This is a genomic window from Halobacterium sp. CBA1132 (genome assembly GCF_001485535.1).
Taxonomy (GTDB): Archaea; Halobacteriota; Halobacteria; order Halobacteriales; family Halobacteriaceae; genus Halobacterium.
The window spans coordinates 2,254,511-2,277,597 of the sequence record NZ_BCMZ01000001.1; the positions used below are offsets into that span (position 1 = coordinate 2,254,511).

The 23,087-nt window shown below is 64.0% G+C and carries 26 protein-coding genes and 2 tRNA genes; 15 read left to right on the plus strand and 13 right to left on the minus strand.

Translation table 11 applies throughout. The features are described from left to right. Positions 1-71: 71 nt before the first annotated feature. Entirely contained in the window at positions 72-542 is a 471-nt protein-coding gene (locus AVZ66_RS11885; protein WP_058984289.1) for a Tfx family DNA-binding protein, read from the plus strand. A gap of 1 nt (position 543) precedes the next feature. On the opposite strand, the gene AVZ66_RS11890 is transcribed toward AVZ66_RS11885, so the two are convergent. Then, positions 544-1,536 carry a mannose-1-phosphate guanylyltransferase gene (locus AVZ66_RS11890; protein ID WP_058984290.1) on the minus strand — a complete coding sequence of 331 codons (993 nt, stop codon included), beginning with the start codon at positions 1,534-1,536 and terminating at the stop codon, positions 544-546. A gap of 226 nt (positions 1,537-1,762) precedes the next feature. Here AVZ66_RS11890 and AVZ66_RS11895 point away from each other — a divergent pair, with 226 nt between their 5' ends. Genes AVZ66_RS11895 through AVZ66_RS11905 form a run of 3 tightly spaced genes read left to right on the plus strand, consistent with a single transcriptional unit; the run spans position 1,763 to position 3,738 of the window. Continuing rightward, a complete protein-coding gene (locus AVZ66_RS11895) occupies positions 1,763-2,695 on the plus strand; it encodes a replication factor A (protein WP_058984291.1) in 933 nt (310 codons plus the stop codon). A 1-nt stretch (position 2,696) separates the two neighbouring features. Beyond that, positions 2,697-3,287, plus strand: a complete 591-nt coding sequence (locus tag AVZ66_RS11900) for an RPA family protein (protein ID WP_058984292.1) — start codon at positions 2,697-2,699, stop codon at positions 3,285-3,287. A gap of 46 nt (positions 3,288-3,333) precedes the next feature. Then, the gene (locus AVZ66_RS11905; RefSeq protein ID WP_058984293.1) at positions 3,334-3,738 is read left to right on the plus strand and encodes a CopG family transcriptional regulator; all 405 of its coding nucleotides are present in this window, start codon (positions 3,334-3,336) and stop codon (positions 3,736-3,738) included. Here AVZ66_RS11905 and AVZ66_RS11910 read toward each other — a convergent pair whose 3' ends face one another. From AVZ66_RS11910 to AVZ66_RS11925, 4 genes are all read right to left on the minus strand, one after another. After that, complete coding sequence (locus tag AVZ66_RS11910; RefSeq protein WP_058984294.1) at positions 3,739-4,191, minus strand: DUF5814 domain-containing protein; 453 nt, start codon at positions 4,189-4,191, stop codon at positions 3,739-3,741. Positions 4,192-4,239: 48 nt separating this feature from the next. Continuing rightward, positions 4,240-4,656 carry a low molecular weight phosphatase family protein gene (locus AVZ66_RS11915; protein ID WP_058984295.1) on the minus strand — a complete coding sequence of 139 codons (417 nt, stop codon included), beginning with the start codon at positions 4,654-4,656 and terminating at the stop codon, positions 4,240-4,242. Positions 4,657-4,743: 87 nt separating this feature from the next. Beyond that, complete coding sequence (gene arsB / locus AVZ66_RS11920) at positions 4,744-5,889, minus strand: ACR3 family arsenite efflux transporter (protein WP_058984296.1); 1,146 nt, start codon at positions 5,887-5,889, stop codon at positions 4,744-4,746. Then, positions 5,882-6,271, minus strand: a complete 390-nt coding sequence (locus AVZ66_RS11925) for a metalloregulator ArsR/SmtB family transcription factor (RefSeq protein ID WP_058984297.1) — start codon at positions 6,269-6,271, stop codon at positions 5,882-5,884. The genes arsB and AVZ66_RS11925 overlap by 8 nt, the downstream gene beginning before the upstream one ends. Before the next feature lie 123 nt (positions 6,272-6,394). Between AVZ66_RS11925 and AVZ66_RS11930 the strand changes: the two genes are divergently transcribed. Continuing rightward, positions 6,395-6,467, plus strand: a tRNA-His gene (locus tag AVZ66_RS11930). A gap of 62 nt (positions 6,468-6,529) precedes the next feature. Here AVZ66_RS11930 and AVZ66_RS15725 read toward each other — a convergent pair. Further along, positions 6,530-7,372, minus strand: coding sequence for an HNH endonuclease (locus AVZ66_RS15725; protein WP_082678838.1), 843 nt, complete (start codon positions 7,370-7,372; stop codon positions 6,530-6,532). A gap of 255 nt (positions 7,373-7,627) precedes the next feature. On the opposite strand from AVZ66_RS15725, the gene AVZ66_RS11935 reads away from it, so the two are divergent. Beyond that, the gene (locus tag AVZ66_RS11935) at positions 7,628-8,389 is read left to right on the plus strand and encodes a DUF4097 family beta strand repeat-containing protein (RefSeq protein ID WP_058984298.1); all 762 of its coding nucleotides are present in this window, start codon (positions 7,628-7,630) and stop codon (positions 8,387-8,389) included. Here AVZ66_RS11935 and AVZ66_RS11940 read toward each other — a convergent pair whose 3' ends face one another. The 3 genes from AVZ66_RS11940 to AVZ66_RS11950 all read right to left on the minus strand — a co-directional run bounded on the left by AVZ66_RS11940 (position 8,390) and on the right by AVZ66_RS11950 (position 11,816). Then, complete coding sequence (locus AVZ66_RS11940) at positions 8,390-9,562, minus strand: CBS domain-containing protein (protein ID WP_058984299.1); 1,173 nt, start codon at positions 9,560-9,562, stop codon at positions 8,390-8,392. Between the two features lie 69 nt (positions 9,563-9,631). Further along, positions 9,632-10,849 (minus strand): iron-containing alcohol dehydrogenase family protein, encoded by a 1,218-nt coding sequence (locus AVZ66_RS11945; RefSeq protein ID WP_058984300.1) that lies wholly within the window; start codon positions 10,847-10,849, stop codon positions 9,632-9,634. Position 10,850: 1 nt separating this feature from the next. Next, complete coding sequence (locus tag AVZ66_RS11950) at positions 10,851-11,816, minus strand: ring-cleaving dioxygenase (RefSeq protein ID WP_058984301.1); 966 nt, start codon at positions 11,814-11,816, stop codon at positions 10,851-10,853. 126 nt (positions 11,817-11,942) lie between these two features. Here AVZ66_RS11950 and AVZ66_RS11955 point away from each other — a divergent pair, with 126 nt between their 5' ends. The 5 genes from AVZ66_RS11955 (at position 11,943) to AVZ66_RS11975 (ending at position 17,614) form a co-directional block, all read left to right on the plus strand. Further along, complete coding sequence (locus AVZ66_RS11955; protein ID WP_058984302.1) at positions 11,943-12,131, plus strand: hypothetical protein; 189 nt, start codon at positions 11,943-11,945, stop codon at positions 12,129-12,131. Continuing rightward, the gene (locus AVZ66_RS11960) at positions 12,128-12,985 is read left to right on the plus strand and encodes a 3-keto-5-aminohexanoate cleavage protein (RefSeq protein WP_058984303.1); all 858 of its coding nucleotides are present in this window, start codon (positions 12,128-12,130) and stop codon (positions 12,983-12,985) included. The genes AVZ66_RS11955 and AVZ66_RS11960 overlap by 4 nt, the downstream gene beginning before the upstream one ends. Positions 12,986-13,010: 25 nt before the next feature. Continuing rightward, entirely contained in the window at positions 13,011-13,448 is a 438-nt protein-coding gene (locus tag AVZ66_RS11965; protein ID WP_058984304.1) for a cupin domain-containing protein, read from the plus strand. A gap of 247 nt (positions 13,449-13,695) precedes the next feature. Further along, positions 13,696-15,750: a DEAD/DEAH box helicase gene (locus AVZ66_RS11970; RefSeq protein ID WP_058984305.1), complete on the plus strand. Its 2,055-nt coding sequence runs from the start codon at positions 13,696-13,698 to the stop codon at positions 15,748-15,750. Positions 15,751-15,811: 61 nt separating this feature from the next. Continuing rightward, positions 15,812-17,614, plus strand: a complete 1,803-nt coding sequence (locus AVZ66_RS11975) for a cbb3-type cytochrome c oxidase subunit I (protein ID WP_058984306.1) — start codon at positions 15,812-15,814, stop codon at positions 17,612-17,614. Here AVZ66_RS11975 and AVZ66_RS11980 read toward each other — a convergent pair whose 3' ends face one another. Both AVZ66_RS11980 and AVZ66_RS11985 read right to left on the minus strand, forming a co-directional pair. Beyond that, positions 17,615-18,037: a DUF6789 family protein gene (locus tag AVZ66_RS11980; protein WP_157575655.1), complete on the minus strand. Its 423-nt coding sequence runs from the start codon at positions 18,035-18,037 to the stop codon at positions 17,615-17,617. A gap of 14 nt (positions 18,038-18,051) precedes the next feature. Next, positions 18,052-18,333 (minus strand): pro-sigmaK processing inhibitor BofA family protein, encoded by a 282-nt coding sequence (locus AVZ66_RS11985; RefSeq protein WP_058984308.1) that lies wholly within the window; start codon positions 18,331-18,333, stop codon positions 18,052-18,054. Between the two features lie 92 nt (positions 18,334-18,425). Between AVZ66_RS11985 and AVZ66_RS11990 the strand changes: the two genes are divergently transcribed. The 4 genes from AVZ66_RS11990 (at position 18,426) to AVZ66_RS16905 (ending at position 20,010) form a co-directional block, all read left to right on the plus strand. Continuing rightward, positions 18,426-18,498: transfer RNA gene (locus tag AVZ66_RS11990), tRNA-Pro, on the plus strand. 89 nt (positions 18,499-18,587) lie between these two features. Further along, on the plus strand, positions 18,588-19,385 hold the full coding sequence (locus tag AVZ66_RS16300) for a group I intron-associated PD-(D/E)XK endonuclease (protein ID WP_058984309.1): 798 nt from the start codon (positions 18,588-18,590) through the stop codon (positions 19,383-19,385). Then, on the plus strand, positions 19,386-19,595 hold the full coding sequence (locus AVZ66_RS12000) for a hypothetical protein (RefSeq protein WP_058984310.1): 210 nt from the start codon (positions 19,386-19,388) through the stop codon (positions 19,593-19,595). It begins immediately after the preceding gene. Between the two features lie 241 nt (positions 19,596-19,836). After that, positions 19,837-20,010, plus strand: a complete 174-nt coding sequence (locus AVZ66_RS16905) for a hypothetical protein (RefSeq protein WP_231727110.1) — start codon at positions 19,837-19,839, stop codon at positions 20,008-20,010. Positions 20,011-20,207: 197 nt separating this feature from the next. Here the strand turns inward: AVZ66_RS16905 and AVZ66_RS16305 are convergent, their stop codons facing one another. Together AVZ66_RS16305 and AVZ66_RS16310 are read right to left on the minus strand one after the other, a co-directional pair. After that, positions 20,208-21,308: a hypothetical protein gene (locus AVZ66_RS16305; protein ID WP_157575656.1), complete on the minus strand. Its 1,101-nt coding sequence runs from the start codon at positions 21,306-21,308 to the stop codon at positions 20,208-20,210. Between the two features lie 2 nt (positions 21,309-21,310). Next, positions 21,311-23,071, minus strand: coding sequence for a CRISPR-associated protein Cas4 (locus AVZ66_RS16310; protein ID WP_157575657.1), 1,761 nt, complete (start codon positions 23,069-23,071; stop codon positions 21,311-21,313). Positions 23,072-23,087: the final 16 nt, after the last annotated feature.

The window sequence follows — 23,087 nt, forward strand, 5'->3', positions numbered from 1 at the left end:
AGTCGCTGACGCGTAAAAGCGTTCGGAGGGCGTCCACGGGGTTTTTGCGTTCCGGCGGCGTCGGTTCGGGCATGGACGAGGGGGTTCCGGACGCCGACGAGGTGCTGGCCAGCGCCGGCTTCGACGCCGACGAGAGCGTGCTGACGCGGCGGCAAGCGGAGGTGCTGGCGTTGCGCGAGCGCGGCGCCGCCCAAGCGGCCATCGCCGACCAACTCGGGACGTCCCGCGCGAACATCTCGAAGGTGGAGGCGAGCGCGCGCGAGAACGTCGCGAAGTCCCGGGAGACGGTGGCGTTCGCGGAGGCGCTGCAGGCGCCGGTGCGCGTGGAGATCGACCCGGACACGGACCTCTACGACGTGCCGGACATGGTGTACGCGGCCTGCGACGAGGCGAACGTGAAGGTCTCGCTGTCCGCGCCGGAAGTGATGAAGCGCGTCAGCGACGCGGCCGGGTCGGCGGTCAGGGGCCGCGGCGTGCACGCGCCGCTTCTGGTGTCCGTGACCAGCGACGGCGCCATCCAAGTGCGGCAGGGCGACGAGTAGCTCAGAACAGGTCGTCCTCGCGGAGTGCTGCGACGACCTCGCGGACGCGCTGGGCGTCGTCAGTCGGGACGACGAGCACGCGGTCGTCGAACGCCGCGACCACGAGGTCGTCCGCGCCGACGACGGAGACGTGTTTGTCGTCGCTCGCGAGGACGTTCCCCGACGCGTCGATGGCGAGTGTGTCACCCAGCGTCGCGTTCTTCTCGTCGGCGAGGCGCAGTAGCGCATCCCACGCGCCGACGTCGTCCCACTCGAAGTCCGCGGGCACGACTCGGACGTCGTCGGCGCGCTCCAAGACGGCGTAGTCGACGCTCACCGCCTCGGTTTCGTCGAAGGCGGCATCGACATCACCGGTCTCCAGCGCGGCCACGATTTGTTCGAGTGGACCGTCGCGGGCGGCGTCGAGGAACGCGTCGGGCGTCCACGCGAACATCCCCGCGTTCCAGAGGCAGCCCGCGTCGAGGAGGTTCTCGGCGGTCGCCTCGTCGGGTTTCTCGCGGAACTGCTCGACCGCGTAGTGGTCGCCGTAGTCGACGCCGGGCTGGATGTACCCGTAGCCGGTCGCCGCTCTGTCGGGTTCGACGCCGAGCGTGACGAGCGCGTCCGTGCGAGCGGCGACGTCGACGGCGGTTTCGGCCGTTGAGCGGAAGCCGTCCCCGACGACGTGGTCGCTGGGCAGGCAGAGCATCGCGGCGTCCGCGAAGCGGTTACGTACCTCGCCGGCGGCGTACGCGAGCGCCGGGCCGGTGTCGCGGCCCGCTGGCTCGACGAGCACCGTGGCTTCGGGGACGATGTCGCGGGCGCGGTCGGCGTACGCCTCGCGCGTGACGACGACGAGTTCGTCGGCGAAGCCGGCGCGGTCGGCGGTGCGACGGAGGAGGCTGCGGTCGTCGTCGCCGAGCGCGAGGAACTGCTTGGGGCGGTGGCTGCGGCTCGCTGGGTAGAGCCGGGTACCGGTGCCGCCCGCGAGCAGGACGGCGACCGTGGTTACCACGCGGAACCACCGCGGTTGGGGGGCGACAACTCCTCGCGGGCGTCGGGCGAACAGGGCATCGCGTCGGGCTTGCACGGCTCGCGTTATAGGCCTGTTTGCGCCGCGCCTGCTCGCCAAGGTAGCCATCTCCGAACTCCACTTTCACTGTGGTTACGACAATTTAAATACGGTAGCGCACCAACCCCGATACGTCTCCCACCGAAAACACGCGGAGACGAATACGACCATGAGCGACCTTTCAGACACCGCTGCGGAGATTCACGACGAGTTCTCCGAGCACGTCGACGCCACCGTCGACGACGTAGAAGCACGGCTACAGAAACTGGTATCCGAGTACAAAGTCCCGCTGGACGAGGCGCGGCGCTCCGTCGAGAACCACTACCTCGACGAGGCCGGTCTCGACCGCGACGACCTCGCGGGCGGCGGCGGTAACGAGACCGTCGAAGTCGAGGACGTCGACGAACCCGAGCAGTGGGTCGACCTCACTGCGAAGGTCGTCGAACTCTGGGAGCCCCGCTCGGACTCCGTCGGGCAGGTCGGCCTGCTCGGCGACCCGACCGGCACCATCAAGTTCACGAAGTGGGCGAAATCCGACCTCGAAGACCTCCAGGAGGGCCAGACGTACCGCCTCGGGAACGTCGTCACCGACGAGTACCAGGGCCGGTACTCCGTGAAACTCAATCGCACGACCTCGATTCAGGAGGTCGACGAGGAGTTCGACGTCGGCGACAACGAGGACGACGTCGAGGGCGCGCTCGTGGACATCCAGTCCGGGAGCGGCCTCATCAAGCGCTGCCCGGAGGAGGACTGCACGCGCGTCCTCCAGAACGGCCGCTGCAACGAGCACGGCGAAGTGGAGGGCGAGTTCGACCTCCGCATCAAGGGCGTGCTCGACGACGGCCGCGACGTCCACGAAGTCATCTTCGACGAGGAAGCGACCGAGGCGCTGACCGGCATCGGCCTCGAAGAAGCCAAACAGATGGCGAAAGACGCACTCGACACCACCGTCGTCGCCGACGAGATGCGCGAGACGGTGCTCGGGCGCTACTACCACGTGACCGGCCCGACGTTCGGCCGGTACGTGCTCGCCAACGACACCGAACAGCTGGGCGAGCCAGCCGACCCGGAAGCAGTCCTCATCGAAGCGAGGTCGATGTAACATGAGTAACGCACCCACCCGCGAGGTCGCACGCCGCGCCTTCGCCGCCGAGTTCAACGACGCCGAGTTCACGTTCAAGGAATCCGACGACGAGCGCGCGCCGCTGTACGCGCTGCTGCCGACGGGCGAGCGCGCGAACCGCGTGTTCGTCGTCGGCACGCTCACGGAAACCGAGGACATCGGCGAGGACTCCGAGTACTGGCGGGGCCGCGTCGTCGACCCCACTGGGACGTTCTTCGTGTACGCGGGCCAGTACCAGCCGGAAGCGGCGTCCGCGCTCCGGGACGCCGAGACGCCGCAGTACGTCGCCGTGGTCGGGAAACCGCGGACCTTCGAGACCGACGACGGGTCCGTGAACGTCTCCCTGCGCCCCGAATCCATCACGCCCGTCGACGAGGCGACCCGCGACCGCTGGGTCGTCGAGACGGCCGAGCGCACGCTCGAACGCCTCGACGCGTTCGACGACGAGGGCAACGAGTACGCCGAGCGCGCCCGCGCCGAGTACGGCGAGGACGTCTCCCCGTACCGCCGCGCGCTCCTCGAAGCGCTCGAGGACTTCGATACGGAAGCCGACGTACCGGCCGACGCGTGACTGTCTGACAAACGCTTATAGGGCTCGTTTCCTTATCTGGCGGTAGATGGGGAACAAGAACAAGACCATCTCGTTCCGCGTGAACGAGGACACGTTCGACGCGCTCCGCGACATCGCCGAGGAGCGCGACCTCTCGCTGTCCGCGGTGTTCCGGGACTACGTCGACTCGTTGGTCGCCCACGACGGCCAAGTCCGGGTCGTCCCCGAGAACCAGCCCGAGTCCGTCGACGGCGAGGAGTTCCCGCCGAAAGTCGAGGTGTCCAAGAGCTTCGTGCGCGAGCACGAGCGCCTCGAACTCGAAGCCGAACACCTCCGCGACCAGCTCGAGGAGCACAAGAAGTACATCGACCACCTCCGCGAGCAAGTCGAGTCCGAGGGCGACGTCGAGGAGGTCATCCACCTCGAAGAACTGGACGGCGACGACGACGAAGAGCCCTACCAGCTCGGGTAGCTACCGCGACAGCTCGCGTTTCTCCCTGGTCGCGCGCTCGGCCTGCTCCTGGCGGCCGTCCACGTCGGCGAGGTCCTCGACGGCTTCGAGCGTGCGGACCGCGTCGTCGAGGAACGAGTAGAGGTCGCCGGGGTAGGCGTACACCATGTAGTCCTGGGTCATCACGTCGACCATCGACTCGGGGTCTAGTCCCTGCGCGCGCAGGTCCAGCAGGTACTTGACGAACTTCCGCTCGGGATGCCCGCAGTAGGGGTTGGAGTCGCAGCCGCAGTCCAGGAAGTCCTCCGAGAAGTCCAGCACTTTGTCCCGGGTGGCTTCGTCCAGCTCCGAGAGATCGCCCGTGAAGAGGATGTCCAGGGTCGCGCCGCTGAACGCGCTCTTCGGGAAGCGCGTGTCTATCTGGGACGCGATCTGCCGGTGGTTCTTCACGTAGATTTTGTCCGTGACGGCCACAGTCACTCACGGGTAGGCGGCTGTCGTGGAAAAGCGTATCGTCCGCGTTCAGGTGCCGAGTTCGTCGAAGAGCGCGACGACTCGTCGCTCAATATCGTCGCGGATGCGCGCCACTTCGTCCGGGGAGCGACCGTCCGGGTCGTCGAGGTCCCAGTCGCGGTTCTCGCCCGCCCAGCCCGCGGGGCAGATGTCTTCGGCCGAGCAGCCCATCGTGATGACGTAGTCGGCGTCGCGAACTTCCTCGAACGTGACTTCGCGGGGCGTGCGGTCGGCGAGGTCGAAGCCGGCGTCGGCCATCGCGTCGACGACTGCCTCGTGGACGTGGTCAGCGGGGTCCGTGCCGCCCGTTACGAGCGCGATTTCGCCGTCGAGGCCGCGGCTCTCGCGTTCGCGCTGGGCGAACGCGTAGGCCATTTGGGAGCGGCCCGCATTCTGCACGCAGACGAACGCAACAGTGGTGGTCACGCGACCACCTCTCGCGGGACGTGCAGCACACGTCGCGCCGCAGGTGAGACGGCGTTCTGCACGCAGACGAACGCGACAGTAGTGGTGTCAGTCATCGGTGGCTGGGGCGTCGAGGCCGCCGGTGGTGTGGCCGCTCCAGTCGTAGCGGCGCTGGAAGTACAGTGCGACGTTGACGAGCGCCAATAGGACGGGGACTTCGATGAGCGGGCCGACGACGGTGGCGAACGCGACGCCGGAGCCGACGCCGAAGACGGCGACGGAGACGGCGATAGCGAGTTCGAAGTTGTTGCTCGCGGCGGTGAAGCCGATGGCGGTCGTGGTGGAGTAGTCCGCGCCGATTCCTTTCCCCATCCCGAAGCTCACGAGGAACATCACGACGAAGTAAATCGTCAGGGGGACGGCGATGAGGAGAACGTTGCCGGGCGCGGCGACGATGCTGCCGCCCTGCGTGGCGAACATCACGACGACGGTGAACAGCAGCGCGACGAGCGTCAGCGGGTCGATTTTCGGGACGAGCACGTCCTCGTACCACTGCTCGCTGCGGAGCCGAGTGCCCGCGAATCGGGTGAAGAAGCCCGCGGCGAACGGGACGCCGAGGAAGACGACGATGGCCTCGAACACCTGCATCGGGGTGACGTCGAAACTGGTGATGCCGGCGGCGAGGGCGTCAAGCCCGAACGCGGAGGGGAGCACGAGCGCGAACAGCCAGACGTAGACGCCGTACGTGAGAATCTGGAAGAGGCTGTTGAACGCGACGAGGCCAGTAACGTACTCCGTGGAGCCTTCGGCGAGTTCGTTCCAGACGAGCACCATCGCGATGCAGCGCGCCATCCCGATGAACACGAGGCCGAGGAAGAACTCGGGGCGGGCGGGCAGGCCGGGGACGACGCCGCCGAAGAAGACGACGGCGAGCGTGAACATCAGCGTCGGGCCGATGAGCCAGTTCTGCACGAGACTCAGACCGAGCACGCGCCAGTTGCTGAACACCGCCCGCAGTTGCGAGTAGTCGGCTTTCGCGAGCGGCGGGTACATCATCAACACCAGCCCGATTTCCACGAGGTGGAGGTCCTGGATGGGCTGAGTGACCGACGGCGCGGCGTAGCCGAGGCCGACGCCGGCGGCCATCGCGGCGAAAATCCAGACGGTGAGGTACTTGTCGAGGACGTCCATCGAGCGCGGGTCGCCGCAGGCCTCGCAGTCGCAGTTCGGGCCGTGCTCGTGGGCGTTACTCATCGCTCACCCCGCGGTCGGCGGCGACGAAGAGGTCGTCCGCGAGCGCGGTGGCGTCGTAGTACCGCCAGTTGCCGTCCTTTCGACGGGTGGCGAGGCCGGCGTCCACGAGGTCCGCGAGCGCGTGACTGACCGCGCTGTCCGAGACATCCACGAGCGGTTCGAGTTCGCAGACGCAGCGCTCGCCGTCGCTCGCGGCGAGCACGCGCGCCAGTCGGTAGCGGGTGTCGTTGCCGAGCACCGCGAACACGGACTGCGTTCGGTCGTCGAAGGCGTCGTCGGCGAGCCCGTGGAGTTCCTCGAGACGCCGCTCTACGTCGCCGTCGCAGCACTCGCCGAGTTCGTCGGCGAGCAGCCGTCGAAGCCGGTCGGGAGCCTGAGCCATACAGCCTATCTGAACTGTTCTTCAGATAGTCGTTCCGGTGTGAACTGCAGTTCAGATAGTGTGGGGAGGCCGGTGCGTGTCGTAACGTATTTGAATTCCAGTCGGCTAGAGATGGATGCAGTGTCCGGGGTAGGGTAGTGGACTATCCTTCAGCCTTGTGGAGGCTGAGACGCGGGTTCGATTCTCGCCCCTGGACTGTTCCAATTTTTACATTTATTTTCGAGTTACGTAGTGAGACTTGCATCCAGATATACGAACTTAGCCGGCGTTTTCTGCGGATTTAGGTTTGGATTTATGAACTGGTGCCCCAATTAATGAGCGCAAATCATCACGTTCTACGCTCCCGGATTCGGCACGACGATGGCAGCTACTGCAAAGCGATATCAGATTCGCCAGGAAGTGCGCATCCTCGGCAGTGTGCGTGTCTGAATCGACGAAGCATCGAACTGGGATGATGTGGTGTACATCCGGGTTACGTCCCAGTTCTTCTCGCGTCGATTCACACAACTGGCACTCGTATCCATCCCGGTCAAGGGCTTCTGACCGTGCCTCTCGCCATCCAGTACCGTATTCGAGGTTTCCGCCACCCTTCCAATTCGGATGTCCATCACCCGAAAACTGCTCAGAGAGCCACGTAGCTCGACAGTCACGACTACAGAATACTGCGGATACAGTTTGACTGGGGTACCGTTCGACTCCGGTTCCGCAGACAGTGCAGTCAACTGTCTGTTTGCCGCCATTCCAGCGAGGATTCTTCTCACCTTCGAGAACTGGTGGTGACTGCCACGAACCGCTATCGACGCAGGCGGTGCAGTAGACGCCGGACTTCTCAGATGGATAGTATTCGAATGCGGTACCGCAGATTCGACACGTCTCGGATTCCGTTCCACCCTTGTAGTTCGGGTTTTCCGCCCCCTCGTGTGAAACAGCCACTTCCCGACAAGCTGAAGAACAGTACTTCTGTTCGTATTCAGAGTAGAATTGGTCTCCACACTCACTACACGTTCGGTTAGCCAATCGCTCTCCGTGTGACCGCCAGTGGTGGACACGACCACCACGTTCCGTATCGAATGACTTGCCACAGGTCGGACACTCGAACATCGTAGTCGATAGTGACTACTAGAAGTACCGACAAAATTCTTAATTAAACATTCTGATATGGGGCGTACAAGTCGCAGCGCCGAGCGTAGCGAGGCGACCGTCTCACAACGGTTCGATTCTCGACCCTGGACCTTCCTACGAGCCAACCGAGTAGCGTAGCGCCCAGCAGTCGAAGAATGAACCCACCAGCGGCACCCCACACAGCGACCGCTGTGAGACGACAACTGATTTACTGGTTCGGTACGCGCATCCGGTGTGAGACGCAGAGCCCTCCTCTCCGGCCTCGCGGCCGGTACGACTGCCGCCCTCGCCGGGTGTACGGACCGGGGTAGCCTGTTCGGTGACCCCGTGCAGGAGACCCGCGAGCGGTACTTCGACCTGCCGGACGGCGGCCGGCTTCGAATCGAGAACGCGAACGGCGACGTGAATGTCTCCGGGCGGAACAGACCCGAAGTGAGCGTCGACGCGGTAGTGACGGTGCCCAGCGACGAACGCCTCGACGACGTGACCGTCGCGGTGTCCGGAGACGGCGACGACCGGGCGTTGACCGTCGACATTGACGGAGACACCAGCAGCGTGAGCGTCGACATCGACGTCCGCGCACCCGAGGACGCCGCGATGGGGTCGGTACAGACGGACAACGGCCACGTCGAGGTTCGGGGCGTGGCCGGGGTGGCCGCGGCGCGCTCGATGAATGGGAGCGTGACGGTTCGCGACGCCGGCCCAGTCAGCACGGTAGCCAGCGAGAACGGCGACGTCGCCGCGGACGTGCCGGCGCCCCTGCCGGGGGACGTGTCGGTGCGCACCGAGAACGGGGACGTCGAGGTGGCGCTGTCGCCGGAGGCCGACGCGACGCTGGACGCACGAACGGAGACCGGCTACGTCGAAATCGAGGAACTGCCGCTAGAGGACGAGCGCGGCGACAACGCCCACGTCACGGGGACGCTCGGGGGCGGCACGCGGGACGTGACAATCGGCACGACGAACGGACGGGTCGTGGTGGAGCCGCTGGAGTAGTCAGGGCGCGGACTGGCCGCTCGTGCCGGGGATGGTGGGTTCGGCGCTGACCCCCGTCGACTGGATGATGTCGAAGGCGGTCATGAGGTCGGTGCGGGAGACGAGGCCGACCATCTCGTCGGCCTCGTCGACGACGACGAGGCGGCCGACGCCGTGCTCCTGCATGGCGTCGAGCGCGTCCATCGCGTTGTTCGTCTCGCCGATGGAGTGGACTTGGTCGGACATCACGTCCTCGACGAGGATGGCGTCCCGTTCGACCGCGTCGACGTCGCGGGCGTCGTCGAGCGTGACCATCCCGACGACGCTGCCGTTGCGCATGACTGGGTAGCCGGTGTGGCGTTCTTCGAGCATGCGCTCCATGAGTTCGGCGACGGAGTCGTCGGCGTCGACGGTGTGGACGTCACGGGTCATGATGTCCGCGACAGTGACGTCTTGGAAGACGGCGTTCATCACGGTGCGCTGGGCTTCGCCGGACGCGCCGATGTAGATGAAGAAGGCGATGGCGATGAGGATGGGATTGAACCCAAGCAGGCCGACGATACCGATGAGGAGCGCGAACAGTTTCCCGACCTCGGCGGCAATCTGAGTGGCGCGGGCGAACGAGCGCTTGCGGGCGAGCAGCGCGCGGAGGACGCGCCCGCCGTCCATCGGGAAGCCGGGGAGGAGGTTGAACGCGGCGAGCGCGAAGTTCATCAGCGCGAGGTAGCCGAAGACGAACCGGAGCGTGTCGAGCGACGCCGGCAGGAACCGCAGCGCGCCGAACGACAACACCCCGAGCGCGATGCTGACGACGGGGCCGGCGATGGCAATCCAGAACTCTTGGCTCCACTCCTCGGGCTGGTCGGAGAGGGAGGCGATGCCGCCGAGAATCCACAGCGTGATGGAGTCGATGGGGAATCCGAACCGCATCGCGACGACGCTGTGTCCGAGTTCGTGGAGGACGACGCCGACGAACAGGCCGACGGCGGCAGCGATGCCGAGGTACCACTGCATGTCTCCGTCGGTGAGCGCGGCAGCGTCGAGGTTGGCGTCGAACGGCACGCTGTTGAGCGTCTCTATCCAGATGTCGACCTGCGTCCCGATGAGGTACGCGAACACGGGGAGAATCAGCAGGAACGTGACGTCGAGTTTGATCGGGATGCCGAACGCGCTCCCGACTTTGAAGCTTCGCATACACACGGATACCGGCGCACGCCGTTTAAAAGCGGGGGCGGCGACGACCCGAGGCGAGCGCCGCGGTGGTCAGTAGGCCGCGCGGAGGACGGCTTCGACATCACCAGTCGTGAGGTCGAGACCGGCGGGCGCGTTCGCGACGAACGAGTCCGCGACGACGGTCTCGGCGACCGCCGGGAAGTCGTCGGGTTCGGGGCCGTCGACGGCCGACAGCGAGTCGGGGAGACCGAGCGCGTCCCGGACGTCCGCGACTGCCTCGACGACGGCTTCGGCGGGGTCGTCCGCATCTCCGACGCCGAGCGCGTCCGCGAGCAGGTCGCGGCGGCCGTCCACCTCAGCGAAGAGGTAGCGGAGGGCGTGGGGTGCTATGACGGCGTGCGCGGCGCCCTGCTGGACGGCGTAGCCGTCGGTGAGGCCGTGGCCGAACGCGTGGAGTATCGAGAGCGTGGTCTCGCCGGGCCGCGAGATACCGTACTGGACGAGCAACAACCCCTCTAGCACGGGTTCGAGCGTGTCCGCGCTCACCGCTCTGCGCCCTAACTCGCGGAGACCGTCGGCCATCAGGCCGAGGCCGCGGGCGGCAGTGGCGTCCGTGACGGGCGTGGCGTTCGCGGCGTACAGCGTCTCGATGCCCTTGTCGAAGCCGTTCATCGCGGAGCCGACGAGCACGTCGTAGGGCGTCGTCGCGACGAGCGCGGGGTCGTAGAAGACCGCACGCGGCATCAGCCGGCGGTCCGAGAGCCCGCCACTCACGAACTCGTCGACGAGTCCCGCATCGGGCGCGGCGTTGAGGCCCGCGACCACGGAGAGGTCCGCGCCCGCGAGCGTCGTCGGCGCGGCAACGATTGGTTCGAGGTCGCCGTCCGCAGACAGCGTCCCCGTCGACGCGAACTCGCGGGCGGCGGCTTCTCGGTCGTGGTCGCCCGCGGCGAGCACGCTGGCGGCTTTGGCAACGTCGAGGCTGCTGCCGCCGCCGAGCGAGACGAGTACGTCAGCGTCGCGCTCACGGTACGCGTCTCGCGCGTCCAGCGCCGTCGACAGCAGTTTCTCGGGGGTCGTCTCGGCGAAGACGCCCGCGAGGCGGTCGCCGAGGCCGTCGCGAACCGGGTCCATTACGGCCGCCGTGTTGCCGACCGTCGACCCGCAGACGACGAGCGCGCGCTCGAACCCCTGCGCGTCGAGTTCGGCCGCGAGGTCGGCCACGCAGTCGGCGCCGTACCGGAGGACGGGAGTGTCGTAGTCGAAGCGGAAGGGCGCGCCGACGCGGTCGCTCCCGGGCGCCGGCACGCTACTCGCCCCCGTCGCCCGCGGCCGGCGGCACGAAGTCGGGGAGCGCCGCCTCGATTGCCTCGCGGTCGGCCTCCAGCCAGTCCGGCAGGACGAGCGACGACCCGAGTTCCTCGACCGGCTCGTCGGCGTCGAAGCCCGGGCCGTCGGTGGCGATTTCGAAGAGGACGCCGCCGGGCTCCCGGCAGTACAGCGACTGGAAGTACTTGCGGTCGATGGGGCCGTTCGCCGCGAGGCCGCGCTCGGCGTAGGCCTCCTCGTACGCCTCCAGTTCGTCGACGCTCCGAGCCGTGAACGCGACGTGGTGGACGGTCCCGACGCCCATCGTGCCGCGGGCGGCCTCCGTCTCCACGAGGTCCAGCAGGGCGTGCGCGCCGCCTTCGGGCGTCCGGTAGCGCCGCCGGTCGCCGTCTTCGGCGACGCGTTCGTAGCCGAGTACGTCCGTCAGAATCTCCTCGGTCGGCCCGAACTCGCGGACCGCGAGCGTGACGCTGTGGAACCCCCGGAGTTGGTGTTCGGCGGGCACCGGGCCGTCGGGCCACGGCACCGCGTCGGAATCGCGGGCGTGCTCACTCGCGATTAGTTCGAGGCCGACGCCGTCCGGGTCCGCGAACCGGAGGACGGTGTCGCCGAAGCGCTCGTCCTCCTCGACGTCGACGCCGCGCTCGTGGAGGCGCTGGACCCAGTAGTCGACGGACTCGGGCGGAATCAGGTAGGCGGTGTCGCGAGTCTGCCCCGCGCCGAACTGGCCGTCGCGGCCGCTTTCCGTCCACGGGAAGAACGTGATGTTCGTCCCGGGCGTCCCCTCGTAGTCCCCGAAGTAGAAGTGGTACGTTCCGGTGTCGTCGTGGTTGACGGTGCGCTTGACGAACCGCAGGCCGAGCGTCTCGACGTAGAAGTCGGCGTTCGCCTGCGGGTCGCCCGCGATGGCCGTGACGTGGTGGAGTCCCGGCGTCGTCGGTGGCATACTCGGCCGTACGGCTCCCAGACACCTATACCCCAGTTAGACGGCACCGTCACCGGGTGACGGCCGTGTCACCGAGGGACGGTGGTGCCAGCGAACTGTTAACACGCCAGCCCGCGAAGCCGGCGTATGACCTGCCCGTTCTTGGAGTACCGCGACGAGGGCGACGGCCGCTCGTTCGACGTCGAGCGGGCGTACTGCGGGGCCGCCGACCAGTTCGTCGAGGCGATGCGCGCGGACGTCTGCAACGACCGCTACGACCTCGACCACGCCACTGACTGCGAGATATTCCGCGAGCACGCGGGCGAGAACGCGTGAGCTACGAGGCGTTCCTCGCGGACGAGCCGGTCATCGTGACCGCGGCGCTCACGGGCGGCGTCCACGGGAAGGAAGCGAACCCGAACGTCCCCGAGACGCCCGAGGAGATCGGGAAGGCCGCTGCGGCGGCTGAGGCGGCGGGCGCGTCGGTGGTCCACGTCCACGCGCGGAAGCCGAACGGCGAGCGGTCGTTCGCCACCGAGGACTTCCAAGCAATCGACGACGAAATCCGGGCGCGGGCGGACGACGTGATAATCCAGCACTCGACGGGCGGCACGGGCGCGCCCGACGACCTGCGCCACGAACCCCTTCGCACGGACCCCGCGCCGGAGATGGCGAGCCTCGACATGGGGCCGCTGAACCGCTACGACCACCTCACCAGCGAGAACACGCGCGGGCTCGTGGACTCGCTGTACGACGAGATGGACGACCGAGGAATCAAGCCCGAACTGGAGGTGTTCAACGACGGCCACCTCAACGAAGTCCACGGCCTCCTCGACCGCCACGACCTCGCCGACCCCGTGTACGCCACGCTCATCTTCGGGCCGGGAACGCTCACGCGGCCCCGTCCCCGGAACTTCCTCAATTTGGTGTCGAACCTCCCGGATGGCGCGACGTTCAACACGCTCGGGTTCGGCCCCCACCAACTCCCGTTCGCCGCGATGGGCGTGCTGTTCGGCGGGCACGTCCGCGTCGGCCTCGAAGACAACGTCTACTACGAGAAGGGAGAACTCGCGGAGAGCAACGCCCAACTCGTCGAGCGCGTCGTCGGCGTCGCGGAGACGCTCGGGCGCCCGGTCGCGTCGCCGGCCGAAGCCCGCGAGGTCCTCGGCCTCCGGGACGGTGACGCCTAAGGCGCGGGACCGCCACAGTACGGGTATGACGACTTCCGAGACCGCGATCCACGTGATTCGCCGCGCTGCCGACGTCGAGTACGAGACCGTGGACGCCGCCGAGGGCATGCGGAAGGGCGTGCTGCTGGACGACACCGATGGCGTCCCCGCGAGCGACACGAGCGGGGGCTCGTCAGACGAGCAAAGCGAGTCTGACGGCGCGCCACACTTCGCGATGCGGCGGTTCGTCCTCGACGCGGGCGCGAGCGTCCCCGAGCACACGAACGAGGTCGAACACGAGCAGTACGTCCTCGCAGGCGAGTACACGGTCGGCATCGACGGCGAGGAGTACACAGTGAGCGCCGGCGACAGCCTCCTCATCCCCGCGGGCGCGGTCCACTGGTACGACAACCCCGGCAACGAGGAAGGCGCGTTCGTCTGCGTCGTCCCGAACGGCGACGACACTATCGAACTCGTCGAGTGACGTCGACACCGACCACCGGCGACAGCGACTGAACAGCCGGTATCGGGTGGACTGAAAGGGGCGGCGCGGTCGGCAGTCGAGACGAAGCAAGCACCACAGGCCGAAGGCCGAGGAGCGCAGCGAGTCGCAGACGCCGAGCGCGCCGGGGCTTTCGAGGAGGCATCGGCAACCGCTTAATCGCGAACACATACTGCGGAAAGACCTAGCAAGCGAATCGCTGAAATACCGCGCTCTCCTACGTTGGTTCGTGTCTGAGCAGGTCCAGCGCGTGGATACGTTGTTCCTCCACGAGACCGGAGACGACTACTTGGCGGTCGCTCAGCGGAGCGGCGACCGGTTGTTCCGCGCGAAACTGGAGTTGACGGAGCGGGACGCGGGGCCGCGTCCCGGACGATTTCGCGTGAAGACGGGGAGCGGCGAGGAGCCGCGCAACCCCGACCAGTTCGTGGACATCGCGCGGCGCGCGGACCGCATCCGCATCAGCGAGCAGACCTCGCGGGCGGGCCGCGAGGAACTGCAGGAGATGCTGGGCGCCTACCAGCAGGACGCCAAGGTCGTGCGGACGTGTCGGTACTGCGCGGGGAAGGGCCGCTACTCCCCGATAACGTCCGAGACCGCTATCGAGGCGGACGGCGAGTTCATCTGTCAGGACTGCGCGATTCGGGAACTGGAGCGGGAGTTGTCGTTCAACGGCAGCATGACCGGCGCCGCCCAAGAGCGCCTCGAAGAACTCCTGCTGGAGGAGCAGGACCTCGGCCGCATCACGGGCCTGCTGGGCGGGAACCTCGACCCGGACCTGACGAAGTTCGACGAGGTGTCGGCGACGACCGACGAGGTCGACCCGATGCCGGTCTCGGACCTCGACCTCCACCCGGGCGTGAAGGAGCTGTTCGAGAGTCGCTTCGACAACCTCCTGCCCGTGCAGAGCCTCTCCGTGGAGAACGGCTTGCTCGACGGCGAGGACCAACTCGTGGTCTCGGCGACGGCGACCGGGAAGACGCTCGTCGGCGAGATGGCGGGCCTCCATCGGCTGCTCTCCGGGAACGGGAAGATGCTGTTCTTGGTGCCGCTGGTGGCGCTGGCGAACCAGAAACACGAGGACTTCGAGGACGAGTACGGCGACCTGGCGAACGTCACGATTCGCGTGGGGTCGTCGCGGATTCGGGACGACGGCCACGCGTTCGACCCCAGCGCGGACATCATCGTCGGCACCTACGAGGGCATCGACCACGCGCTCCGCACGGGGAAGGACCTCGGGGACATCGGGACCGTGGTCATCGACGAGGTGCACACGCTCAAGGAGGACGAGCGCGGCCACCGCCTCGACGGCCTCATCTCGCGGCTGAAGTACTACTGCGAGCAGCGCGAACAGCAGTACCGCGACTACGGGGGCGCGCAGTGGATTTACCTCTCCGCGACCGTCGGCAACCCCGGCGAGCTCGCGCGGGGGATGCGCGCGAACCTCGTGGAGTTCGAGGAGCGCCCGATTCCCATCGAGCGCCACGTGACGTTCGCAGAGGGCAACGAGAAGCCCGACATCGAGAACAAGCTCGTGCGCCGCGAGTTCGACCAGGAGTCCTCGAAGGGGTACAAGGGACAGACGATTATCTTCACGAACTCCCGTCGGCGCTGCCACGAAATCTCCCGGAAGCTCGACTACCCCTCCGCGGCGTACCACGCGGGACTGGACTACGGCGAGCGCAAGTCCGTCGAGCGCCGGTTCGGAAACCAAGACCTCTCGGCGGTCGTGACGACGGCGGCGCTGGCGGCGGGCGTGGACTTCCCCGCCTCGCAGGTCATCTTCGACACGCTCGCGATGGGCATCGAGTGGCTCTCCGTTCAGGAGTTCGAGCAGATGCTCGGCCGGGCAGGGCGGCCGGACTACCACGACCGCGGGAAGGTGTACATGCTCGTCGAACCCGACGCCTCCTACCACTCCTCGATGGAGGGCACGGAGGAGGAAATCGCGTTCAAACTCCTGAAGGGCGAGATGGAGGACGTCGTCACGCACTACGACGAGACCGCGGCCGTCGAGGAGACGCTGGCGAACGTCACGGTCGGCGGGAAGGCCGCCAAGCGCCTCAACGACCGGATGCTCGGCGAGGTGCCGACCAAGCATGCGCTCGGCAAACTCATCGAGTACGAGTTCATCGACGGCTTCTCACCGACACCGCTCGGGCGCGCCGTGACCACGCACTTCCTCGAACCCGGCGCGGCGTTCACGATTCTGGACGGCGTCCGCAAGCAGCGACACCCCTACGAGATCGTCGCCGACATCGAGTTGCGCGACGAACAACAGTAGCGCGCTTCCGCCGCCATATCTGCCGTTTGATTTTACCCGGAGGCCCGCAAACCGGCCGCACATGCCTCTGGTCGCCGCGGCCGGACTGGCCGCGCTCTCGGTTGTCGGCGCCGGCATCGTGCTCTACGCCGCGTGGCGCGCGGACCGCTCGCCGGACGCACAGCAGCCCAGCGGCGCGAACGCGCTCGCGGACGGCGGCGAACCGAGCGACGAACAGACGCCCGTCGAGCCAGACGGTGGCGAACCCGCGGGCTCGGGTTCGCTGCTCGGGACGACCGCCGCGAACAAGCTCAGCGGCGTCACGCGCTGGCTGACGACTGTCGACCACAAGGACATCGGCCTGCTGTATCTGGCGTTCGCCGCGACCGCGTTCCTCTGGGGCGGCACGGACGCGATGATGATGCGCACCGAACTGTACGATCCTGCCGTTTCGGTCTGGGACGAACACACGTACAACGCCCTGTTCACGATGCACGGGCTGACGATGCTGTTCATGTTCGGGACGCCCGCGCTCGCCGGCCTCGGGAACTACCTGCTGCCGCTGTTCATCGGCGCCGACGACATGGCGTTCCCGCGCATCAACGCCATCGCGTTCTGGCTGCTCGTCCCCGCGCTCGTGTTGTTGCGCGCGGGCTTGCTCTCGGACGTCCTCGGGCACGTCTTCGTCGCCGGCGGCCTCGGCGCGCTCGGCGAACAACTGCTCGCGCTCGCGCCGCCCGCCACGGGGTGGACGTTCTACGCGCCGCTGTCCGTGCAACTCGAACTCCCGACGGTGAGCATCGTCCTGCTCGGACTCCACCTCTCCGGGGTCGCCACCACGATGTCCGCCATCAACTTCATCACGACCATCTTCACCGAACGCGAGGTGTCGTGGCGCGAACTCGACATCTTCTCGTGGACGATGCTCACGCAGTCCGGCCTGATCCTGTTCGCGTTCCCGCTGCTGGGCAGCGCGCTCGTCATGCTCCTGTTAGACCGCACCGTCGGCACGACGTTCTTCGCCATTCAGGGCGGGAGCCCCATCCTCTGGCAGCACCTGTTTTGGTTCTTCGGCCACCCCGAAGTCTACATTCTGGTGCTGCCGCCGATGGGTATTGTCAGCCTGCTCGTCCCCAAATTCTCCGGGCGGAAGCTGTTCGGGTTCAAGTTCGTCGTCTACTCGACGCTCGCCATCGGCGTGCTCTCCTTCGGCGTGTGGGCTCACCACATGTTCACGACGGGCATCGATCCACGCCTCCGCGCTAGCTTCATGGCCGTCTCCATCGCCATCGCCGTGCCGTCGGCGGTGAAGGTGTTCAACTGGATTACGACGATGTGGAACGGCCACGTCCGCCTCACCGCGCCGATGCTGTTCTGCATCGGCGGCATCGGGACGTTCATCGTCGGCGGCGTCACCGGCATCTTCCTCGCCGCCATCCCCGTCGACTTACTGCTGCACGACACCTACTACGTCGTCGGCCACTTCCACTTCATCATCATGGGGCTCATCTCGTTCGCGTTCTTCGCGGGCGTCTACTACTGGTACCCCCTCGTCGTCGGCAAACACACCGACTACCGGCTCTCCGTCGCGCACTTCGTGCTCACCATCGTCGGCATCGTGCTCGCGTTCGGCCCGATGATGATTATGGGCCAGGAAGGGCTACCGCGGCGGTACGCCTCCTACCCTGCGGAGTTCGCCGGCCTCCAGCAGGTCGCGACGCTCGGCGCGATTCTCATCGCGCTCGGCACCGTCGTCTGGCTGTTCAACCTCGTGCAGTCCTACCGGATGGGCGACCCCGTCACCACCGACGACCCCTGGGACCTCCGCGAACACGGCGACAAACGCACCGCCGAGTGGGACGAACTCCCCTACGACGCGGAGTAATCAGACGTCCGCAAGCGAGTGGTAGACCGCGCCGAGCGTGAAGCCGTAGAGGAGGTGCGCGAACAGCGTAAAGGAGAGGTGGAGCGCGCCCTCCGCCGACGCGAGGTCGGGCGACCCCACCGCGACGTACACCACCCACAGCGGAAGGCTGAACGCCATCCCCCTGATTGCCGGGTCGCCGCCGCCCGGCACGTGCGAGAGCACGCCCTCCAGTCGCACGAACACCAGCGGGAACAACACCATCCCCGCCAGCAGGAATACGAACAATCCCAGCACGGGCTGGTCGGAGACGCCCGCGTACCGCGCTATCGCCGGGCCGACACCCAGCTCGAAGCGGGCTTCGACCTCCGCGATGACGAGCACGACGGACATCACGATGGTCCCCGCGACCCCGCCGCCAATCGCGCGTCGTATCGAGTCCATCCGTTGTCACCCCGTCAGAGTGCCAGCGGCACCGTCAGCAGCCCCGGCACGAACGCCACGCCGACGGTCGCCAGCAGGATGACGAGTATCGCGCCCGGTACCCCGCCGACGGCGACCACCAGCAGCGCCAGCGGCGTCACCGCCACGTTCGCACCGAAATACTGCGCGAGGAGGATGACCACCAGCCCCACCACGGCGTTGACGATGAACGGCTTCACCGCGCGAATCACGCGGTACGCGCCGAACAACGCCACCAGTACGAGGACCGCGAGCCCGACCTCCAGCATCGTTGGCATACCTCTCGCTGTGTCCCCCACCGCGAAAGTCGTTGTGGCGCCAGCCCGCCGAACGAAACCCTTACGCCGCACCCGGCGGTACGTCTACGTGCGGGACCGTGGGGTAGCTTGGTATCCTTCAGCGTTTGGGACGCTGTAACCCCGATTCAAATTCGGGCGGTCCCACTTCTCTGCGACGTCACGACGACCAGGGCGACGGCCGTCGAACGCGGTAGTCCGGAAGTCTATATGTAATCCCGACCACACTATTTCGTATGGAGTCGCATCGGAAAGGAGACTTGACCGAGGCCACCGTCATCACGGAGTTGAAACGGCGGGAGATACCCGTGTCAGTCCCGTTTGGTGACAACGAGCGCTACGATCTGGTCGCGGAATCAGCGGGCGACCTCTATCGGATTCAGGTGAAGACCGGCTGGCTCTCGGACGGCTGCGTGGAGTTCCACGGGAAATCGAGCCACACGAACTCGAGCGGCAACGTCTACAAGACCTACGACGGCGACACGGACTTCTTCGCTGTGTACTGCCACGAGCTCGAACAGCTGTATCTCGTCGACGAGGACGCGTTCGAGACGGAGATGCGCCTCCGCGTCGAGGACCCCGAAATCGAGCAGCCGAGCATCAACTGGGCGGCCGAGTACAAATTTGACGAACAGTGGCCGCCCGAGGACGGCACGAACGCCGTCGCGGGCGAGCGCGAGGCCATCGTCCAGACGCTACGCGACCGCGGCGTGGACGTCATCGATGCGATGGACAGCGACGCGCCCTACGACGTCATCCTGCGCACGCCCGCGGACGACCTCCTGCGAGCGGCCGTGCGCCGGGGCTCGGTGACGAACGGCCGGATTCGCTTCGACACGAGCCAGACCGTCCCGGGTCCCGACGATGTCGAGTACGTGGTCGTGGACTGCGCGGAGCGCGGCGAGCAGTATCTCGTCGAGCGCGCGAGCTACGAGCGCACGATGAGCCTGCGGGTGGCCGAACCCGAGCAGGCCCAGCCGTCGATAAACTGGGCGGAAGAGTACGAATTCGGGAAACGCTGGCCGCCGGGGTAGGTGTTCCACAAGTGGGTCGAAGGTCGTGGCCTCGGCCCCGAGACTGTCGCTACCCGACTGGACCTCTCGCTCTCGGAAGTCTACCACGCGCTGGCGTACTACCACGACCACCCCGAGGAGATGCGGGTAGTCGAGGAAGAGCGCGAGCGCGTTCGTGAGATGGCCGAGACCGACTCAGACATCGCCACCAGCCCGGGGAACATCCCGTAGTAACGATGGAGGTCCGCGTTCTGCTCAACGAAGACACAGAAGCATCACTCACGGACTCCATCTCACGCGCCGGCAACGACATCGAGCGCGAGTTCGGCGCGGACCTCTCGATCTACCGCGACAAGTCCACTGGCACGAACACCGAGCGCTCCGGCTACCAAGAGATGATGGCCGACGCCGAGGACGGCGAGCTGCGCGACAGGCCAACGAGGACTACCACCACGGCCCCGCGCCGCTCGGGTTGGAGAAGGACGACGGCCGGCTCGTCGAGGCCGACAACTACCACGACGTCGTCTTCGTACTCGACATGGTGCAGAAAGACGAACTCTCGAAGCGCAAGGCTGCCGAGCGATTGGACAGTTCGCGGCCGACGATTAACCGAGAACTGGAGCGAGCGGAGCTGTACGGGCTGTAGGCCGTGGAATTCGCAGCACTTCGGTCCTCTACGAGCGCGAGGTTGAGCGCATTCTCGTGACGACTTAGAGTAGCTGAGATACGTTCAGGAAGTACTCGGTGATAGCACAGCAGCGGGTGAGAGAAGGTTCTGCAACTCTAATCAGATAGACATAATATAGATTTTGAGCGCGTATATATTTACTAACTCAATCAGGTCTAATCAAGCATCCTCAAGTCATAGTCCAAAGCTTCAACGGCCTCTCGGGCGATTTCTTCATCAATCTGGGTTTCCGTATACGCAATTATGTACATCTCATTAAGTATTTCACCCAATCTTCGGGTCAATCCATCACTGCCATCGAATGCAGTTTCAATTGAAGCCTCAGTATACGGCTCAAATTGATCCTCAAGATCAACGGTCCGTCTGTAGTCGATAACGCGAGATGCTATTTGTTTTGCATCATCCTCGCTAATCTTACCCAAGCTGAATCCACGAACCATTCGGGATTCGAGTGCAGTCAACCAACCTGGCAAATCCTTTGACGAAGCAGTTGGATCAATCTTCGTTGCTGCTTGCGTAGTTGCACTAATGATGATCTCCACATTAGGAACGTTATCCTCTTGCTCAATTACGTCGTAAAGTCTACGGAGACCGTCACTGAAGTCGGTCATCTTATTCGAACTCAGTCGGGTTACTGTAGTCTCGAACTCGTCAATAAGAATTAATAAATTATCGACTCCCGTGTCGTATAATCGCGTTAGCCATCTTCTCAAGAAGTCAGTTTGCACCTCTCTTTGCGTCCACTTCGGTTTTTCATCTATCCCTGAGATACTGGGGAACCGTCCCTTATTTCCAGTTAGGACAGCCCAACTCTCGCGGTTCATGACTGCGTGGTTGAGAATTCCTTCCCGTCCTCGACCGGAAATTGAATCGGTCCCAGTCGGTAAGTCTTCTTCCACTTCACCACGCAGATATTCGGTTGCCGAGAAAATAGATTGATAAAGATCTCGAACTTCCCCCCCACCAAGGTCCGATACTAGTGCGGCTTCCCAGCGTTCATCAGTATCTAAATCATTCTCAACGGCTTGCCTAGCTAGCCAAGCAAGCGTCCATGTCCGACCGATGCCAACAGGGCCAGATAGTGGATAGACACAGACCCCTCTTACTCGATTTTTCTGAACGTGCTCCTTGAACCGTTTATGTTGATCAAGGGCGACAAAGGTTTCACGTCCAGTATCAAGGTCCAAACCACCGCCCAATTGGAAGGGCGCGTTCGGGAGTAAGTCCTTGACCTGTTGAGGCTCATCTTGGTTCATGTTTAACTATCACCCGTTTGCGGCTCGGTCAACAGTATTGCATCGTAAATTCGTGCGTTCCTCATGAGTCTTGTATTGGACATTGTGGAACCCTCCATTAAATCAATTGCCCGAGATTTTGAAGACCATTCTCTCCAGATAAGTTCATCCACGAGCCAAGAACTAGCGTGTTCGTCTCTATTATCTAATTCTTTCAGCACCTTTCGCCGAGCATAATCATACTGGATTCGCCGATCATTCGGCAACGAAATCTGGATTAGTTCTCGTCGAGAGTCTTCATCAATTAGATACTGGTACAATCCACCTGCCCGATATAGATGGTCAATCAAGTGTGGGTTACCATCATCAGACTCTGGCAGGTCAATATTGAAATAATCCAGATATTGATTCCTGAACCGCTCTAGGGCGGGAGTGAAATTAGGATATTCTCCTGTAGAGACTTCGTCTCCGTAATCCTCAAAGTATCGCAGAGCGTCACCAGTTAGACTGAGCTCACATACCACGTAATCTCGAATTGAAGTCGCCAAGCGTCGGATTTGCTCTTCTTGGTTCTCAGCTTGAAGAATCATCTGTCCATTTGGAGCAATATTAATGCTTTGTCCATCATTTTCAACCCTTATTAGATGGAGTCTTGTCAGGGTCGGGATGGCCATACCTCGGAAAACGCTCTTCTTACTTTTGTCTGGGAAGACCTCCATTACACTCGCAGCGACATCCGGTCTCGCTGGAGCTCCAGAAGCGACTTTTTCCAGAACCTTCAGAATATGCGAGCCGCTCAGTTTTAGATTGGTTAGATCATTATAAATATCATTTCTAAGGTCGTAGTATTTCCCTCCCTGATGGCAGGCATTAGCGTAGAGACAAGAAGTACATGCCCCCGCATACTTTGGCTCTTCAGGTTCAAGTAATCGGTCCTTGAGTGGTTCAGAGTTATCCCACTCATCCTCAGTTATACTGTCGAACGCTAGGCTAGTGAACCGTTCCAAATTTGTTCTTATCTGCTCTCGTATGACATCATCAACATACACTCGATCAATCCGTAGTTCAGACAATTCTTCATTTAAGCTAAGATAAATACCATAGTTAACTGGGATATCACTGTCTCTTTCGACGTGAACAGCATACCCCGCGAGTAGATGACGGTCAATCGGACTATCTGGAACGCTTATTTTCGATTCAAAAACGCCCCCGGGAAGTTCGTCCGGCAACCATGCGCCATCTGGTTCTGCATCATGAAAATAGTCAGTTGAAACAGAGTGTTGGACATCAATTTTTAGAGCTTCTAAATCGATATCGAGCTCATCAACTTTCTTGGATATATCCGTGGTTCTATCGAGATAAAATTCTCTAAGATTTTCCGGGATATCCGGTTCTTCCAACGCGGACGGATCCTGTGTGGATAGCCATTGATTAAACGCGCGATTTGCTTTATCGACCCATTCTTCGAAGAGGTTCCCTGCTTCACGTCGTGTTACATTTACCTCACGACCGAGGATTTCGCTAACCTCATCGTCTGAGTTTTCAAATTCTGGCGGAGTGCTAAACTGGTGGTACACCCTAGCATTAGAGGGGCAAGGACCTGTTCTAAGAATTTTAGCTTTGATACGGTCTCGGTCATCCAGATCTACGCCGGGATCAGATTTCCCCAGGTCATTAAATAGCTGATCAATCCTGTGGAAGAATTCAGAGTTATACCCTCGTTGGGTAATTGGTGCCCTAAATTCACTTTCCTCATGAGCTTCTAGAAAGCCCAATGCTGGCATTATTACAGCGAACTTA

What these genes read in the sequence shown, in the direction of transcription:
- AVZ66_RS11885 (WP_058984289.1), top strand. Translation starts at nt 72, where the DNA reads ATGGACGAGGGGGTTCCGGACGCCGACGAGGTGCTGGCCAGCGCCGGC.
- AVZ66_RS11895 (WP_058984291.1), top strand. Translation starts at nt 1,763, where the DNA reads ATGAGCGACCTTTCAGACACCGCTGCGGAGATTCACGACGAGTTCTCC.
- AVZ66_RS11900 (WP_058984292.1), top strand. Translation starts at nt 2,697, where the DNA reads ATGAGTAACGCACCCACCCGCGAGGTCGCACGCCGCGCCTTCGCCGCC.
- AVZ66_RS11905 (WP_058984293.1), top strand. Translation starts at nt 3,334, where the DNA reads ATGGGGAACAAGAACAAGACCATCTCGTTCCGCGTGAACGAGGACACG.
- arsB (WP_058984296.1), bottom strand. Translation starts at nt 5,889, where the DNA reads ATGAGTAACGCCCACGAGCACGGCCCGAACTGCGACTGCGAGGCCTGC.
- AVZ66_RS11925 (WP_058984297.1), bottom strand. Translation starts at nt 6,271, where the DNA reads ATGGCTCAGGCTCCCGACCGGCTTCGACGGCTGCTCGCCGACGAACTC.
- AVZ66_RS15725 (WP_082678838.1), bottom strand. Translation starts at nt 7,372, where the DNA reads ATGTTCGAGTGTCCGACCTGTGGCAAGTCATTCGATACGGAACGTGGT.
- AVZ66_RS11940 (WP_058984299.1), bottom strand. Translation starts at nt 9,562, where the DNA reads ATGCGAAGCTTCAAAGTCGGGAGCGCGTTCGGCATCCCGATCAAACTC.
- AVZ66_RS11950 (WP_058984301.1), bottom strand. Translation starts at nt 11,816, where the DNA reads ATGCCACCGACGACGCCGGGACTCCACCACGTCACGGCCATCGCGGGC.
- AVZ66_RS11955 (WP_058984302.1), top strand. Translation starts at nt 11,943, where the DNA reads ATGACCTGCCCGTTCTTGGAGTACCGCGACGAGGGCGACGGCCGCTCG.
- AVZ66_RS11965 (WP_058984304.1), top strand. Translation starts at nt 13,011, where the DNA reads ATGACGACTTCCGAGACCGCGATCCACGTGATTCGCCGCGCTGCCGAC.
- AVZ66_RS11975 (WP_058984306.1), top strand. Translation starts at nt 15,812, where the DNA reads ATGCCTCTGGTCGCCGCGGCCGGACTGGCCGCGCTCTCGGTTGTCGGC.
- AVZ66_RS11980 (WP_157575655.1), bottom strand. Translation starts at nt 18,037, where the DNA reads ATGGACTCGATACGACGCGCGATTGGCGGCGGGGTCGCGGGGACCATC.
- AVZ66_RS11985 (WP_058984308.1), bottom strand. Translation starts at nt 18,333, where the DNA reads ATGCCAACGATGCTGGAGGTCGGGCTCGCGGTCCTCGTACTGGTGGCG.
- AVZ66_RS16300 (WP_058984309.1), top strand. Translation starts at nt 18,588, where the DNA reads ATGGAGTCGCATCGGAAAGGAGACTTGACCGAGGCCACCGTCATCACG.
- AVZ66_RS16305 (WP_157575656.1), bottom strand. Translation starts at nt 21,308, where the DNA reads ATGAACCAAGATGAGCCTCAACAGGTCAAGGACTTACTCCCGAACGCG.
- AVZ66_RS16310 (WP_157575657.1), bottom strand. Translation starts at nt 23,071, where the DNA reads ATGCCAGCATTGGGCTTTCTAGAAGCTCATGAGGAAAGTGAATTTAGG.